The 15,350-nt window shown below is 71.9% G+C and carries 13 protein-coding genes and 1 riboswitch; of the genes, 8 read left to right on the plus strand and 5 right to left on the minus strand.

All coding sequences use genetic code 11. From position 1 onward, the window contains the following. Positions 1-98: 98 nt before the first annotated feature. From frr to AC07BS_RS21515, 6 genes are all read left to right on the plus strand, one after another. Positions 99-656 (plus strand): ribosome recycling factor, encoded by a 558-nt coding sequence (frr, locus tag AC07BS_RS21490; RefSeq protein ID WP_478650258.1) that lies wholly within the window; start codon positions 99-101, stop codon positions 654-656. Beyond that, entirely contained in the window at positions 656-1,768 is a 1,113-nt protein-coding gene (locus AC07BS_RS21495) for a phosphatidate cytidylyltransferase (RefSeq protein WP_478650260.1), read from the plus strand. Before frr ends, AC07BS_RS21495 begins: the two co-directional genes overlap by 1 nt. Positions 1,769-2,025: 257 nt before the next feature. Further along, positions 2,026-3,135: a dual-specificity RNA methyltransferase RlmN gene (gene rlmN / locus AC07BS_RS21500; protein WP_478650262.1), complete on the plus strand. Its 1,110-nt coding sequence runs from the start codon at positions 2,026-2,028 to the stop codon at positions 3,133-3,135. Positions 3,136-3,167: 32 nt separating this feature from the next. Further along, positions 3,168-3,273: riboswitch (TPP riboswitch) on the plus strand. Then, positions 3,269-4,360, plus strand: a complete 1,092-nt coding sequence (locus AC07BS_RS21505; RefSeq protein ID WP_478650264.1) for a thiamine ABC transporter substrate-binding protein — start codon at positions 3,269-3,271, stop codon at positions 4,358-4,360. Its footprint overlaps the riboswitch before it by 5 nt. A gap of 101 nt (positions 4,361-4,461) precedes the next feature. Further along, positions 4,462-6,075, plus strand: coding sequence for an ABC transporter permease (locus AC07BS_RS21510; protein WP_478933897.1), 1,614 nt, complete (start codon positions 4,462-4,464; stop codon positions 6,073-6,075). Then, positions 6,075-7,091: an ABC transporter ATP-binding protein gene (locus AC07BS_RS21515; RefSeq protein WP_478933835.1), complete on the plus strand. Its 1,017-nt coding sequence runs from the start codon at positions 6,075-6,077 to the stop codon at positions 7,089-7,091. Before AC07BS_RS21510 ends, AC07BS_RS21515 begins: the two co-directional genes overlap by 1 nt. A gap of 126 nt (positions 7,092-7,217) precedes the next feature. Here the strand turns inward: AC07BS_RS21515 and AC07BS_RS21520 are convergent, their stop codons facing one another. The 5 genes from AC07BS_RS21520 to AC07BS_RS21540 all read right to left on the minus strand — a co-directional run bounded on the left by AC07BS_RS21520 (position 7,218) and on the right by AC07BS_RS21540 (position 12,378). Further along, the gene (locus tag AC07BS_RS21520) at positions 7,218-8,147 is read right to left on the minus strand and encodes a hypothetical protein (protein ID WP_478650268.1); all 930 of its coding nucleotides are present in this window, start codon (positions 8,145-8,147) and stop codon (positions 7,218-7,220) included. Between the two features lie 138 nt (positions 8,148-8,285). Continuing rightward, positions 8,286-9,497, minus strand: a complete 1,212-nt coding sequence (locus tag AC07BS_RS21525; RefSeq protein WP_478933837.1) for a hypothetical protein — start codon at positions 9,495-9,497, stop codon at positions 8,286-8,288. Further along, positions 9,479-10,216: an ABC transporter ATP-binding protein gene (locus AC07BS_RS21530; protein WP_478650272.1), complete on the minus strand. Its 738-nt coding sequence runs from the start codon at positions 10,214-10,216 to the stop codon at positions 9,479-9,481. Before AC07BS_RS21530 ends, AC07BS_RS21525 begins: the two co-directional genes overlap by 19 nt. Before the next feature lie 309 nt (positions 10,217-10,525). After that, positions 10,526-11,905: an aspartate aminotransferase family protein gene (locus tag AC07BS_RS21535; RefSeq protein ID WP_478650393.1), complete on the minus strand. Its 1,380-nt coding sequence runs from the start codon at positions 11,903-11,905 to the stop codon at positions 10,526-10,528. Continuing rightward, positions 11,890-12,378 (minus strand): Lrp/AsnC family transcriptional regulator, encoded by a 489-nt coding sequence (locus AC07BS_RS21540; protein WP_478933839.1) that lies wholly within the window; start codon positions 12,376-12,378, stop codon positions 11,890-11,892. Before AC07BS_RS21540 ends, AC07BS_RS21535 begins: the two co-directional genes overlap by 16 nt. 184 nt (positions 12,379-12,562) lie before the next feature. Between AC07BS_RS21540 and AC07BS_RS21545 the strand changes: the two genes are divergently transcribed. Both AC07BS_RS21545 and AC07BS_RS21550 read left to right on the plus strand, forming a co-directional pair. After that, positions 12,563-14,014: a gamma-aminobutyraldehyde dehydrogenase gene (locus tag AC07BS_RS21545; protein WP_478933841.1), complete on the plus strand. Its 1,452-nt coding sequence runs from the start codon at positions 12,563-12,565 to the stop codon at positions 14,012-14,014. A 164-nt stretch (positions 14,015-14,178) separates the two neighbouring features. Further along, positions 14,179-15,339 (plus strand): polyamine ABC transporter substrate-binding protein, encoded by a 1,161-nt coding sequence (locus tag AC07BS_RS21550; protein WP_478933900.1) that lies wholly within the window; start codon positions 14,179-14,181, stop codon positions 15,337-15,339. Positions 15,340-15,350 lie beyond the last annotated feature (11 nt).

Here is a 15,350-nt window from a genome sequence, read left to right on the forward strand (position 1 = left end):
GGCACGGGGATGGACAACTGCCTGCCGGTCGGACACCGTGCAGGAGAAGACGCGCGCAGGGGCGAGGCTCTGCTTACTGATAACACCAGGAGCAAGTGGTGATCGAAGAGATCCTCCTCGAGGCCGAGGAGAAGATGGAGAAGGCCGTCGTGGTCGCCAAGGAGGACTTCGCGGCGATCCGCACCGGGCGTGCGCACCCGGCGATGTTCAACAAGATCGTCGCCGACTACTACGGCGCGCTGACGCCCATCAACCAGCTGGCGTCGTTCTCGGTGCCCGAGCCCCGCATGGCCGTGGTCACGCCGTTCGACAAGAGCGCGCTGCGCAACATCGAGCAGGCCATCCGCGACTCGGACCTCGGCGTCAACCCGAGCAACGACGGCAGCATCATCCGGGTGACGTTCCCGGAGCTGACCGAGCAGCGCCGCCGTGACTACGTCAAGGTCGCCAAGACCAAGGCCGAGGACGCCAAGGTCTCGATCCGCTCCATCCGCCGCAAGGCGAAGGACCTCCTCGACAAGCTGGTCAAGGACAAGGAGTCGGGCGAGGACGACGTGCGCCGCGCCGAGAAGGAGCTCGACGACACCACCGCGAAGTACGTCGCGCAGGTGGACGAGCTGCTCAAGCACAAGGAAGCCGAGCTCCTCGAGGTCTGATGAACGACGCATCCTGGGGAGCCCCGCCGCGCGCCGGCCACTGGGGGTCCACCGACCAGCAGCTCGCCCCCGGTTACCCCCGGGAGGTGCCCCCACCGGCGGGTCCTGTGCACGAGGCGGGTGTCGCGGCGCAGACTCGGCCCATGCCCATTGTGCCCGGAGCTGGCGGAGACCAGGAGGACGGTGCCGACCGTGAGCGGGGGGCCGCCCACATCGGTGGCCCCCTGTTCCGCGATGAACAGGAGCCCGACATCCGGCCGCAGGAGCCTGCCGCCCCCCAGGGGGCCAAGGCGAAGAAGAGCGCGGGCCGGGATCTGCGTGCCGCGATAGGGGTCGGAGTCGGCCTCGGCGCGGTGATCCTCGCCTCCCTGTTCGTCTACAAGCCCGTCTTCCTCGGGGTGATCGTCGTCGCCGTGGTGGTCGGGCTCTGGGAGCTGACCTCCCGGCTCGCCGAGCGCAAGGGCATCAGGGCTCCCCTGGTGCCGCTCGCCATCGGCGGCGCCGCCATGATCGTCGCGGGCTACGCGAGCGGCGCCGAGGCCGCGTGGGTGGCCATGGCCTTCACCGCGCTCGCCGTCCTCCTGTGGCGCATGACCGAGCCGCCGGACGACTACCTCAGGGACGTCACGGCGGGCGTCTTCGCGGCGTTCTACGTGCCCTTCCTCGCCACCTTCGTGGCGCTGATGCTGGCCGCCGGGGACGGCGCCTGGCGGGTGCTGACGTTCCTCGTCCTGACGGTGGTCAGCGACACCGGCGCGTACGCGGTGGGCTGGCGCTTCGGCAAGCACAAGCTCGCCCCGCGCATCAGCCCGGGCAAGACCCGCGAGGGCCTGTTCGGCGCTGTGGCGTTCGCCATGGTCGCGGGCGCGCTGTGCATGCAGTACCTCATCGACGACGGCGTGTGGTGGCAGGGCCTGCTGCTGGGCCTCGCGGTCGCGGTCAGCGCCACGCTGGGCGACCTCGGCGAGTCGATGATCAAGCGGGACCTGGGCATCAAGGACATGGGCTCCCTGCTGCCGGGGCACGGCGGGATCATGGACCGGCTGGACTCCCTGTTGCCGACCGCTCCGGTGGTGTGGCTGCTCATGGTGGCGTTCGTCGGTTCCGCGTAGGCCACGCCGCACAGGCCACGCCGCGCAGGCCGTGCGCCGGCCGGTCCCGGCCGGCGTGGAGCGGGCGCTGTTCCGGTCCCGGCCGGTCCGGACCGGCGCCAGGTACCCTGGAAGGGCTCGTCGCCGCGCGACGGGCCCTTTTCCGGCCCCGCGACCGTGGGTGCCCCTGAGAGATCTCCGGGTTCCGGCATCGTCCTGCCGCCGGCTCCGCGACAGCGGAGATCATCCGCTTTCGTCGCACTGAGGAGTTTCCGCTCATGGCCCCCGCGCCTGGAGAACTGACGTTCGTCGCCCCCCGCGGGGCCAAGCTGCCGCCGCGGCACCTCGCCGACCTCAGCCCCGACGAGCGCCGCGAGGCCGTCGCCGCGATCGGCGAGAAGCCGTTCCGCGCCAAGCAGCTGTCCCAGCACTACTTCGCCCGCTACGCGCACGACCCGGCGCAGTGGACGGACATCCCGGCCGCCGCCCGCGAGAAGCTCGCGGGCGAGCTGCTGCCGGAGCTCATGAGCGTCGTGCGGCACATCTCGTGCGACGACGACACCACCCGCAAGACCCTGTGGCGCCTCCACGACGGCAAGCTCGTCGAGTCCGTGCTCATGCGCTACCCCGACCGGGTCACCATGTGCATCAGCTCCCAGGCCGGCTGCGGCATGAACTGCCCGTTCTGCGCCACCGGCCAGGCGGGCCTGGACCGCAACCTGTCCACCGCCGAGATCGTCCACCAGATCGTGGACGGCATGCGCGCCCTGCGCGACGGTGAGGTGCCCGGCGGCCCCGCGCGGCTGTCCAACATCGTCTTCATGGGCATGGGCGAGCCGCTCGCGAACTACAAGCGCGTCGTCGGCGCCATCCGCCGTCTCACCGACCCCGAGCCGGACGGCCTGGGTCTGTCGCAGCGCGGCATCACCGTCTCCACCGTCGGCCTCGTCCCGGCCATGCACCGCTTCGCGGACGAGGGCTTCAAGTGCCGCCTCGCCGTCTCGCTGCACGCCCCCGACGACGAGCTGCGCGACACCCTGGTGCCGGTCAACACCCGCTGGAAGGTCCGTGAGGTCCTCGACGCCGCCTGGGAGTACGCCGAGAAGTCCGGGCGCCGGATCTCCATCGAGTACGCCCTGATCCGCGACATCAACGACCAGGCCTGGCGCGGCGACCTCCTCGGCCGCCTCCTCAAGGGCAAGCGGGTGCACGTCAACCTCATCCCGCTCAACCCGACCCCGGGCTCGAAGTGGACCGCCTCCCGTCCCGAGGACGAGCGCGCCTTCGTCGCGGCCATCGCCGCGCACGGCGTGCCCGTCACCGTGCGGGACACCCGCGGCCAGGAGATCGACGGGGCCTGCGGACAGCTCGCCGCCACCGAGCGCTGATACTGTCCCCCTGCATCACCTCGTACAAATGAACAATCCGACAGGGGAGCGCACTAAGCGCTGAGAGTGCGGCACGGCCCGCAGACCCTCGGACCTGATCCGGTTAGTACCGGCGTAGGGAGTCAGCACCACCATGAACACCACCCTCCGGCGTGCCGTCGGCGCGGCCGCCGTGGCCGCGCTCGGCCTGCCCGCCCTCGCGGCCTGCGGAAGCCAGGACGACAAGGGCGCGGGGGAGTCGAAGAGCAAGACCGTCACCCTGGTCTCGCACGACTCCTTCGCGGCCTCCGACGCGGTGCTCAAGGAGTTCACCGCGCGCACGGGGTACAAGGTCAAGGTCATCAAGAGCGGCGACGCCGGCCGGGCCGTCAATCAGGCGATCCTCTCCAAGAACCACCCGCAGGGCGACGTCTTCTTCGGTGTCGACAACACCCTGCTGTCGCGCGCCCTCGACAAGGGGATCTTCGAGCCGTACGAGGCCAAGGGCCTGGACCGGGTGCCGAAGAGCTTCCGGGCGGATGCCGGTGAGCACCGCGTCACGCCCGTCGACACCGGCGACATCTGCGTCAACTACGACCGCGCCTACTTCGCCGACCACAAGCTGGACCCGCCGAGCTCCCTCGACGACCTGGTCAAGCCGGAGTACAAGAACCTCCTGGTCACCGAGAACTCCGCCACCTCCTCCCCGGGCCTGGCCTTCCAGCTCGCCACCGTCGCCCAGTACGGCGACGACGGCTGGAAGGACTACTGGAAGAAGCTGAAGGAGAACGGCGTCGAGGTCGTCGACGGCTGGGAGCAGGCCTACAACGACCGCTTCTCCGGCTCCGCCGCCGGGCGGAAGGCCAAGGGCGACAAGCCCCTCGTGGTCTCCTACGCCTCCAGCCCGCCCGCCGAGGTGCTCGGCGTGAAGCCGGAGCCCAAGGAGGGCCCGACGGGCGTCGCCACCGGCACCTGCTTCCGGCAGATCGAGTTCGCCGGCCTCCTCAAGGGCGCGAAGAACACCGAGGGCGGCAAGGCCCTCCTGGACTTCCTGCTGAGCAAGGAGTTCCAGCAGGACATGCCGCTCCAGATGTTCGTCAACCCCGTCACCGAGGGCGCCGCCCTGCCCGAGGTCTTCACCAAGTACGGCGCGCGGATCGACAAGCCCGGGACGCTCGCCCCGGAGAAGATCGCCGCCAACCGCGACCAGTGGGTCAAGGAATGGTCCTCGCTCGTCCTGAAGTAGCCGAAGCGGCCGACGCGGCCGACGAGGCCGGAACGGCCCCGCGCGACGCCGCCGCCCCCGCGGGCGGCGGCCCCCGGCGCACGGCGACACGGCTGGCCCTGATGGCCCTGCCGCTCGCCTTCTTCGGGCTCTTCTTCGCCTACCCGGTCGCCTCGATCGTCGGCCGGGGCCTGAAGGACGGCGGGCAGTGGCAGCTCTCCCGCGTCGGGGAGGTGCTCACCGACCCGCACATCGGCCACGTCCTGTGGTTCACCACCTGGCAGGCGGCGGCCTCCACCGCGCTCACGCTCCTGCTCGCGCTCCCCGGCGCGTACGTCCTCGCGCGCTATGACTTCCCCGGCAGACGCCTGCTGCGGGCCGTCGTCACCGTGCCCTTCGTGCTGCCGACCGTCGTCGCCGGCTCGGCGTTCCTGGCCCTGGTGGGGCGCGGCGGGCTGCTGGACGAGCTGTGGGGCGTACGCCTGGACACCACCGTCTGGGCGATCCTCCTCGCGCACGTCTTCTTCAACTACGCCGTCGTCGTGCGGACCGTCGGCGGCCTGTGGGCACAGCTCGACCCGCGCCAGGAGGAGGCGGCCCGCGTGCTGGGCGCCGGGCGCCTCGCGGCCTGGCGGAAGGTGACCCTGCCGGCGCTGGCGCCGGCGGTGGCCGCGGCCTCCCTGATGGTCTTCCTGTTCACCTTCACCTCCTTCGGCGTCGTCCAGATCCTCGGCGGCCCGCGCTACGCGACGCTGGAGGTGGAGATCTACCAGCAGACCGCGCAGCTGCTGGACCTCCCCACGGCCGCCGTCCTCACCCTCGTGCAGTTCGTGGTCGTGGCCGCGCTGCTGGCCGTGCACGCCCGGACCGTCCGCCGACGCGAGGCGACGCTGCGGCTGGTCGACGCGGCGGGCACCGCCCGGCGGCCGCGCGGCGCCGCCCAGTGGGCCCTGCTGGCCTCCGTCCTGCTCGTCGTCGCGCTGCTCCTGCTGGCACCCCTGGTCGTCCTCGTCCTGCGCTCCCTCGACGGGCCCGACGGCTACGGCCTGGCCTTCTACCGCGCCCTGACCTCGGCCGGCGACAACGGCGGCACGTTCGTCGTCGCCCCGCTGGAGGCGATCGGCAACTCCGTGACCTACGGGCTGGCCGCCACCGCCATCGCGGTCGTCGTCGGCGGTCTGGCCGCGGCCGCCCTCACCCGCCGTGAGGGCCTCCTCGTACGGGGCTTCGACGCGCTGCTGATGCTGCCGCTGGGCACCTCGGCGGTCACCGTCGGCTTCGGCTTCCTGATCAGCCTGGACGAGCCCCCGCTGGACCTGCGCACCTCCTGGATCCTGGTGCCGCTGGCCCAGGCGCTCGTGGGCGTCCCGTTCGTCGTACGGACCATGCTGCCCGTCCTCCGCGCGGTGGACGCCCGGCTGCGCGAGGCGGCGGCCGTGCTCGGCGCGTCGCCGCTGCGGGCCTGGCGCGAGGTGGACCTGCCGCTGGTGGGCCGCGCCCTGGCGGTCGCCGCGGGCTTCGCCTTCGCGGTGTCGCTCGGCGAGTTCGGGGCGACCGTCTTCATCGCCCGCCCCGACAGCCCCACCCTGCCGGTGGCCGTGGCCCGGCTGCTGGGCCGTCCCGGCGAGATGAACTACGGGCAGGCGATGGCCCTCAGCACCGTCCTGATGCTGGTGTGCGCCGCGGCGCTGCTGGTGCTGGAGCGGGTGCGCACCGACCGTACGGGAGAGTTCTGATGCTTCGGCTCGAAGGGGTGACCGTCCGCTTCGGCGAGCGCGCGGCGCTGGACGCGGTGGACCTGGAGGTCGCCGAACACGAGATCGTGTGCGTGCTCGGGCCGAGCGGCAGCGGGAAGTCCACCCTGCTGCGGGTCGTCGCGGGCCTGCGGCACGCGGACGCCGGCCGGGTGCTGCTCGCCGGCCGGGACCAGGGCGGGGTGCCCACGCACCGGCGCGGGGTGGGCCTGATGTTCCAGGATCACCAGCTCTTCCCGCAGCGGGACGTGGCGGGCAACGTCGCCTTCGGGCTGCGCATGCGCGGCACCGGACGGGCGGAGACGGAACGCCGGGTGGGCGAGCTGCTGGAGCTGGTGGGCCTGCCGGGCGCCCAGAAGCGCTCGGTGGCCCGGCTGTCCGGCGGCGAGCAGCAGCGGGTCGCCCTGGCCCGGGCCCTGGCGCCCGAGCCGCGGCTGCTGATGCTGGACGAGCCGCTCGGCCAGCTCGACCGGAGCCTGCGCGAGCGGCTGGTCGTCGAGCTGCGCGCCCTGTTCGGGCGGCTGGGCACCACGGTGCTGGCGGTCACCCACGACCAGGGCGAGGCCTTCGCGCTGGCCGACCGGGTGGTGGTGATGCGCGACGGTCGCATCGCCCAGGCGGGCACGCCGCTGGAGGTGTGGCAGCGGCCGGCGTCGGAGTTCGTGGCGCGGTTCCTGGGGTTCGAGAACGTCGTACCCGCGACGGTGCGGGGCTCCCTCGCGGAGACCGCGTGGGGGAAGCTGCCGGTGCCGCCGGGAACGGCGGAGGGGGAGTGCCGGGTGCTGGTGCGGCCGGCGGGCGTGCGGCTGACCGACGTGGTGGACGGGCTGCCGTGTGTGGTCGGGGCCCGGACGTTCCGGGGGGACCACGTGGTGGTGCGGTTGCGGCCGGAGGGTGGGCCGGAGCTTGAGGCGGCCTGTGCGTTGGCCGGGGCGCCGGCGGTGGGGGACCGGGTGGGGGTCGTGTTCGAGGGCGACGACGTGGTGGCGCTGGGGTGAGTCTTCCCCCACCCCGCCCCTTCCCGTAACCGGGGGCTCCGCCCCCCCCGGACCCCCGGTCCTCAAACGCCGGACGGGCTGATGGCAGCCCGTCCGGCGTTTGAGGACACCACGCGTCAGCGCGGGCTAGACGGTCGTCGGCTCCGGTGCCGACTTCTCCGTCTCCGGAAGCCCAGCCGCATGGCTGTCCGGTTCGCCGAACCAGGCCACTGCCACGGCGCCGGCCACGGCCAGGAGGAAGCCGAGGACGGCCATCCAGGCGAAGCCCGCGCGGGAGGCGTCGCCGAGCCACAGGACGCCGATGATGCCGGGCAGGACGGTCTCGCCGACCACGAGGGCGGCGGTGGCGCCGTTGACCGAGCCGATCTGCAGGGCGACGGTGTGGAGGTACATGCCGACGCCGCCGGAGATGAGGATCGCGTAGAGCGCAGGATCGGCGATCAGGGTCGGCAGGTCGAACGGGTCGATGCCGTCGAGGATGCGCACGCCGACGCCGATGGCGCCGAAGCCGAGGCCGGAGAGGAGACCGGCGAGGATCGCGGCCTTGGAGCCGAGGAAGTGGACGGCGATCCAGCCACCGCCCATCAGCACGACGGAGATGATCAGCAGCCACCAGTGGGTGGACCGGGCGGCGTCGCCGTTGCCCTCGTGCCCGGCGGCGGTGGCCAGCAGCACCAGGGCGGAGCAGACGACGCCGATCGACGCCCATTCCTTGCGGTTCAGTCGTATGCCCAGCAGCTTGATGCTCAGCAGGGCGGTGACGATGAGGTTGGCGCTGATGACGGTCTGGGAGAGGAACAGCGGCAGCATCCGGGCGGCGAGGGCGCCGAGCGCGAAGCCCACGAAGTCCAGGACCGTGCCGACCATGAACTCCCACGTCACCGCCGCCTTGGCGGTGGACGACAGGCTCGGGCCGCCGTGCTGGGTGGTGGCCGCCGTGGTGGAGGGATCGCCGGCCTCCCTGAGGGCCGATTTGCGCGACCCCACGGCTTGCAGGACCGAACCTGTGCCGTAACACACCGAGGCCGCGACAGCCGTGACAAGGCCGATGATCACCGATAGCTCCGTTCGCCTGATAACCCGTCGTGCATGTGAAGCAGACGTATGTAGCAGACGTACTTTTCGGCGTCGAAGTTGCCTTCGGTCAAGGATTGGTCAAGAGCTGTCGGTCACGGTCCCTCCGCGGCCGTTCCGTCAGCGGGTCAGCGGAAGCGCCGTCAGTTCGGCGATCACCCAGGTCAGCGGGGCCAGGACGGCCAGCAGCACCACCGTGCGCACCGCGGCGGCGCCGCGCAGCAGCTTGGCCGGGACGCCCAGCCGCAGCAGGGCCGAGGTGGTGTCGGAGCGCACCTGCCGGGCGTCGAGGGCCGCGGTGATCGCCGTGGCGGTCACACAGGCCATCACCACGCCCGCGCCCAGGCCGGTCAGTGGGCCGAAGGGGCGGGGCCCCGAGCGCTCCCAGGCCGCCCCGTAGAGCTCGACGGCGGCCAGCGCCCCGGCGGCGACCGCGCACAGTACGCCGAGCGGCCGGCCGATGCGGGTCGCCGCGTCCTGCAGTATCCGCCCGGCGAGCAGCCGCATCGCCCCGGGCCGACCGGCCGCCAGCAGCACCCCGCACCAGTGGGTGAGCCCGGGGCCGGCCAGCACCAGTCCCAGGGAGGCGAGCAGCCAGCCGCCCAGCAGGCCCGGGGAGGCGCCGCCGTCCTGGCCGGGCAGGGCCAGCAGCGAGCCGGGCGCGGGGGCGGTGCCCCGGCCGACGTACGCCTCCAGGGCGAGGCCGCAGGCGATGATCGAGACGCCCCAGGGCAGGCCGGCGTAGGCGGCCCGGGAGGGCCGGTCGGCGGTGGCGGCGTCGTCGGCCGCCTCCGTCGCGCCCCGTACGCCCGCCCCGCGCTTCCCGCGCGGGCGCAGTGCGATGGCGCACGCGCCCGCCGACAGCGCCGGGAGCAGCCCCAACAGCGTCAGCGTGGCTCCCCACGGCAGGGCGGTCCGGCCGTCCAGCAGTCCGGCGGCGGCGCCGCCGGCCGGAGTGCCGCCGAGGTCGCCGCGCAGTTCCAGGTAGACCAGCAGCGCCGCGACGCTGCCCAGGCCGCAGGAGAGGGCCGTGGAGGTGGCGGCGAGGAGCGACAGGCGCAGGGGGCCGAAGCCGATGGCGTCGAGGCCGTCGCGGGGCCGGGTGGCGGGGTCGTTGCGGGCGACGGCCACCGCGAACTGCACGACGGCGGCGAGCGGCGCGGCGCACCAGATCAGCCGGACGAGCGACTCCTGCGGGGCCTTGGGGTGGGCCACCGCGTAGCCGAGGCTGCACAGGAGGAGGAAGCCGACCCCGGCCGAGGCGACGGCGACCAGCAGGCGCCGCAGCAGGACGAGGGGGTGCGCGCCGCGCGCTAGGCGGAGACTGAGCACGCGGCCCTGCCCTCTCCCTCGGACGCGTCGGGGGCCGGGATGGCTCCGCCCCGGCGGCCGTCGACGAGGGTGACGGTGCGGTCGGCGAGGGCGGCGCTCTCCTCGTCGAGGGTGGCCAGCACGACGGTGATCTGGTGGGAGCGGGCCGCCGTGGTGAGGGTGCGGAGCACCTGGGCGTGGTCGGCCTGGTGGAGGGGCGCGGTGGGTTCGTCCGCGAAGACCACGGTGGGCTCGGCGGCCAGGGCGCGGGCGATGGCGACGCGCTGGCGCTGGGCCTGGGTGAGCGCGCCGGGTCGTTTGCGGGCGCAGTCGCCGACGTCCAGGCGTTCGAGCCATTCGGTGGCGGTCTGCTTGGCGGACTTGTGGGTGGTGCCGCGCACCAGCAGCGGCAGGGCGGTGTTCTCCCAGCCGGTCAGCTCCGGCACCAGGTGCGGCCGGCTGTCGATCCAGCCGAAGCGCTCGCGGCGCAGCCGCTCGCGGGCCGCGCGGGAGAGGGTGTGCACGGGGGCGCTGTTGAACCACACCTCGCCGGGGTCCGCGAGGAGCTGGCCCGACAGGCATTTGAGGAGTGTGGTCTTCCCGGCGCCGCGGGGCCCGGTCACGGCCAGGATCTCGCCCTCGCGGACACCGATGGAGACACCGGTCAGGGCCGGTGAACCGCTGTAGGAGTAGTGCAGGCCGCGTGCCCAGAGCACGTCGTTGTCCGGCGGGGCCACCATATCGAGCACCTCGGGTCGCTGAGAGGGTTCGTTCCCCTGTCCGGGTGAACGAACCGGAGGCCATTGGGTCACTGGCACCGTACGGAACCGGGATCCTAGCCCTCGCCCAGGCTCGGCGCTGGAGCGCCCCAGTTTCCTCCCATCGGGCTCATGGCGGGGGGTTTGGCGCGAAAAGCCGTGGCCCACGCGCGCGCGGGGGAGTGATGCGCGTGCGGGGGCCACGGCGGGGTGACGGGCCACGGAGATGGGGGGTGCCCGTCGAAGGTGGTCGAAGGCGGTCGGGGGTGGTCGGAAGGTGGTCGAGGGGTGTCAGATCCTGGTCCAGGCCTCCGTGAGGACGCCGCGGACGATCTGCTCGATCTCGTCGAACACGGCCTGGTCCGAGATCAGCGGCGGGGACAGCTGGATGACCGGGTCGCCGCGGTCGTCGGCCCGGCAGTACAGGCCGTTCTCGAACAGCTTCTTGGACACGAAGCCGTACAGCAGCCGCTCGCACTCCTCCGGCGTGAACGACTCCTTGGTCGCCTTGTCCTTCACCAGCTCGATGCCGTAGAAGAAGCCGTTGCCGCGCACGTCGCCGACGATCGGCAGATCGTGGAGCTTGGACAGGGTGGCGTGGAAGGCGGCCTCGTTGTCCAGCACGTGCTGGTTGAGGCCCTCGCGCTCGAAGAGGTCGAGGTTGGCCAGCGCCACGGCGGCGGAGACGGGGTGCCCGCCGAAGGTGTAGCCGTGGAGGAAGGTGTTCGAGCCGGTGAAGAAGGGCTCGGCGATCCGGTCGGAGACGACGGCCGCGCCGATGGGGGAGTAGCCCGAGGTCATGCCCTTGGCGCAGGTGATGATGTCCGGTACGTAGCCGAACTTGTCGCAGGCGAACATCGTGCCCAGCCGGCCGAAGGCGCAGATGACCTCGTCGGAGACGAGCAGGACGCCGTACCGGTCGCAGATCTCGCGCACCCGCTGGAAGTAGCCGGGCGGGGGCGGGAAGCAGCCGCCCGCGTTCTGCACGGGTTCGAGGAAGACGGCGGCGACGGTGTCGGGGCCCTCGAAGAGGATCTGCTGCTCGATCTGGTCGGCGGCCCAGCGGCCGAAGGCCTCGGGGTCGTCGCCGTGCACGGGCGCGCGGTAGATGTTGGTGTTGGGCACCTTGTGCGCGCCGGGGACGAGCGGCTCGAAGGGGGCCTTGAGCGCGGGCAGGCCGGTGATGGACAGGGCGCCCTGCGGGGTGCCGTGGTAGGCCACCGCCCGCGATATGACCTTGTACTTCGTGTGGTTGCCGGTGAGCTTGTGGTACTGCTTGGCCAGCTTCCAGGCGGTCTCGACGGCCTCGCCGCCGCCGGTGGTGAAGAAGACCTTGTTCAGGTCGCCGGGGGCGTGGTGGGCCAGCCGCTCGGCGAGCTCGATCGCCTTGGGGTGGGCGTAGCTCCACACGGGGAAGAACGCCAGCTCCTGGGCCTGCTTGTGGGCGGCCTCGGCGAGCTCCGCCCGGCCGTGGCCGGCCTGGACCACGAACAGTCCGGCGAGTCCGTCGAGGTAGCGCCTGCCCTTGTCGTCGAAGATGTGGACGCCCTCGCCGCGCACGATGGTGGGCACGGGGGCGGACTCGTACGACGACATGCGGGTGAAGTGCATCCACAGGTGGTCGTACGCCGTTCGGGAGAGGTCCTTGCTCACGGCTATCGGGTTCCCCAGGTGTAGGTCTGTTTGCGGAGCTTGAGGTAGACGAAGCTCTCCGTCGACCGCACACCCGGCAGGGCCCGGACGCGCTTGTTGATCGTCTCGAGGAGATGGTCGTCGTCCTCGCAGACGATCTCGATGAGGAGATCGAAGGAGCCCGCGGTGACGACCACGTACTCCACTTCGTCCATCGCGGTCAGGGCATCCGCCACGGGGTCGAGGTCGCCCTCGACGTTGATGCCGACCATCGCCTGCCGCCGGAAGCCCACGGTGAGCGGGTCGGTGACGGCGACGATCTGCATCACGCCCTGGTCGAGCAGCTTCTGCACGCGCTGCCGGACGGCTGCCTCGGACAGTCCGACCGCCTTGCCGATCGCCGCGTAGGGGCGGCGGCCGTCCTCCTGGAGCTGCTCGATGATCGCCAGGGAGACGGCGTCGATCTGCTGCGCGCTGTTCACGCTCTTGGGGTCTGCGCTACGAGTGGCCACGCGTTCCACCATGCATGAGGAGTCAGCCGTGTGGCAAGGCATTCACGATGAAATTCGTTGTGTCGGCTCCCTGAAATAACTGATTCCGTTGTTCCTGGCGAGCGGGTATGTCGAAAGCGTGGGGTCAGTGATTAGGCTGGGCGTCTCAGCCCATGGACATCCACAGAAGGGGTGGTGGCACAACGTGACCACCGAGCTGCGCCGCCTGCGTAACTACATCGCCGGAGAGTTCCGGGACGCCGTCGACGGGCGGACCACCGAGGTCGTCAATCCGGCCACCGGCGAGGCGTACGCGACCGCCCCGCTGTCCGGTGCCGCCGACGTCGACGCCGCCATGGCCGCCGCCGAGGCCGCCTTCCCGGCCTGGCGCGACCTGGTCCCCGGTGAGCGCCAGAAGGTGCTCCTGAAGATCGCCGACGCCTTCGAGGCGCGCGCCGAGGAACTGATCGCGGCCGAGTCGGAGAACACCGGCAAGCCGCTCGGCCTCACCCGCAGCGAGGAGGTCCCGCCGATGGTGGACCAGATCCGCTTCTTCGCGGGTGCCGCCCGCATGCTGGAGGGCCGCTCGGCCGGCGAGTACATGGAGGGGATGACCTCCATCATCCGGCGCGAGCCCGTGGGCGTCTGCGCCCAGGTCGCGCCCTGGAACTACCCGATGATGATGGCCGTGTGGAAGTTCGCCCCGGCGCTCGCCGCGGGCAACACCGTCGTCCTCAAGCCGTCCGACACCACCCCCGCCTCCACGGTCCTCATCGCCGAGATCATCGGCGGGGTGCTGGAGGAGCTCGGTCACCCCAAGGGCGTCTTCAACGTCGTCTGCGGCGACCGCGAGACCGGCCGCCTGATGGTCGAGCACAAGGTGCCCGCCATGGCCTCCATCACCGGCTCCGTACGGGCCGGCATGTCGGTCGCCGAGTCGGCCTCCAAGGACCTCAAGCGCGTCCACCTGGAGCTGGGCGGCAAGGCCCCCGTCGTCGTCTTCGAGGACGCCGACATCGCCAAGGCCGTCGAGGAGATCGCCGTCGCCGGCTACTTCAACGCCGGCCAGGACTGCACGGCCGCCACCCGCGTGCTGGTGCACGAGTCCGTCCACGACGAGTTCGTCACCGCGCTCGCCAAGGCCGCCGCCGACACCAGGACGGGGCAGCCGGACGACGAGGACGTCCTCTACGGCCCGCTCAACAACGCCAACCAGCTCCAGCAGGTCACCGGCTTCATCGAGCGCCTCCCGGCCCACGCCAAGGTCGAGGCCGGCGGCCACAGGGTCGGCGAGAAGGGCTACTTCTACGCCCCCACCGTCGTCTCCGGCCTCAAGCAGGACGACGAGATCGTCCAGCACGAGGTCTTCGGCCCCGTGATCACCGTCCAGTCCTTCGCGGACGAGGAGCAGGCCGTCGCCTACGCCAACGGCGTCGAGTACGCCCTGGCCTCCTCGGTGTGGACCAAGGACCACGGCCGCGCCATGCGGATGTCCAAGGCGCTCGACTTCGGCTGCGTGTGGATCAACACCCACATCCCGCTGGTCGCCGAGATGCCCCACGGCGGCTTCAAGAAGTCCGGCTACGGCAAGGACCTGTCGTCCTACGGCTTCGAGGACTACACCCGCATCAAGCACGTGATGACCTCGCTGGGCTGATCCCGCCCGGCCCGCGCACGCGTGTACGGACGTACACGCGTGCGCGTATCATCGACGCCCGGCCGGACGGCCCGTGACGCGGGCGGACGGCTCGTACCGCGGGCGCGCTCCCGCCGCGCCCGTCCCCCGCCGTCCCGCCGGAATGCGAGAAGCCCGTGAAGCCCCTGTCCCGCCGGACCGTGCTGCGCGCGCTGGGCGCCGGCGCCGGGGCCGCAGCCCTCGCCGGATGCGGGGTCCCCGCCGCCTACGTCGCCCCCGGCGACCGCGCCGCGACCGACCGCTCGGGCGACGGACGGCTCGTCTTCGCCAACTGGCCGCTGTACATCGATGCGGACGAGGAGAACCCGGAGAAGCGCCCGACGCTGAACGAGTTCGAGAAGCTCAGCGGGATCTCGGTGAAGTACACCGAGGAGATCAACGACAACGACGAGTTCTTCGGCAAGATCAGCCCGGCCCTGATGAACCACCAGGAGACCGGCCGCGACCTCATCGTCGTCAGCGACTGGATGGCCTCCCGCTACGTCCGCCTCGGCTGGGTCCAGGAGATGAACCGCGCCGCGCAGCCGCACGTCGCCCGGTACCTCGACCCCATGCTGCGCACGCCGCACTTCGACCCGGGCCGCCGGCACACCGTCCCCTGGCAGTCCGGCATCACCGGCATCGCCTACAACCGCAAGAAGCTCGGCCGCGAGATCCGGCGCACCGCCGACCTCTGGCACGACGACCTGCGCGGCCGGGTCACCCTGCTGTCCGGCATGGACGAGGCCTTCTCGCTGCTCATGCAGGGCAACGGCGCGGACGTCACGCGCTGGACCGCCGACGACTTCCACCGCATGACCGACCAGCTGCGCGGCCTGGTCGCCAAGCGGCACATCCGCCGCTTCACCGGCAACGACTACCTCAAGGACCTCTCCTCCGGCGACGTCCTGGCCTGTCAGGCCTACTCCGGCGACATCATCCAGCTGCAGGCCGACAACCCGGACATCCACTTCGTCGTCCCCGAGGAAGGCGCCGAGCTCTGGGCCGAGAGCCTGATGATCCCCAACCTCGCCCGCCACAAGCGCAACGCCGAGAAGCTCGTCGACCACTACTACCGGCCCGAGGTCGCCGCCCGTCTCGCGGCGTCGGTCAACTACGTCTGCCCGGTGCCGGCCGCCCGCGACGTCCTGGCCTCGTCCAAGGACAAGGAGCTCGCCGAGCTGGCCGAGAACCCGCTGATCTTCCCCAGCGACGACATGCGCCGCCGGCTCGCCACCGCGCGCGACATGACCGCGAAGGAGCGCCCGGGCTTCGCCAAGGAGTGGAACGAGATCGTCGGCCTGTGAGGCACTCCTGA

It is taken from the genome of Streptomyces sp. NPDC044063 (genome assembly GCF_056434285.1).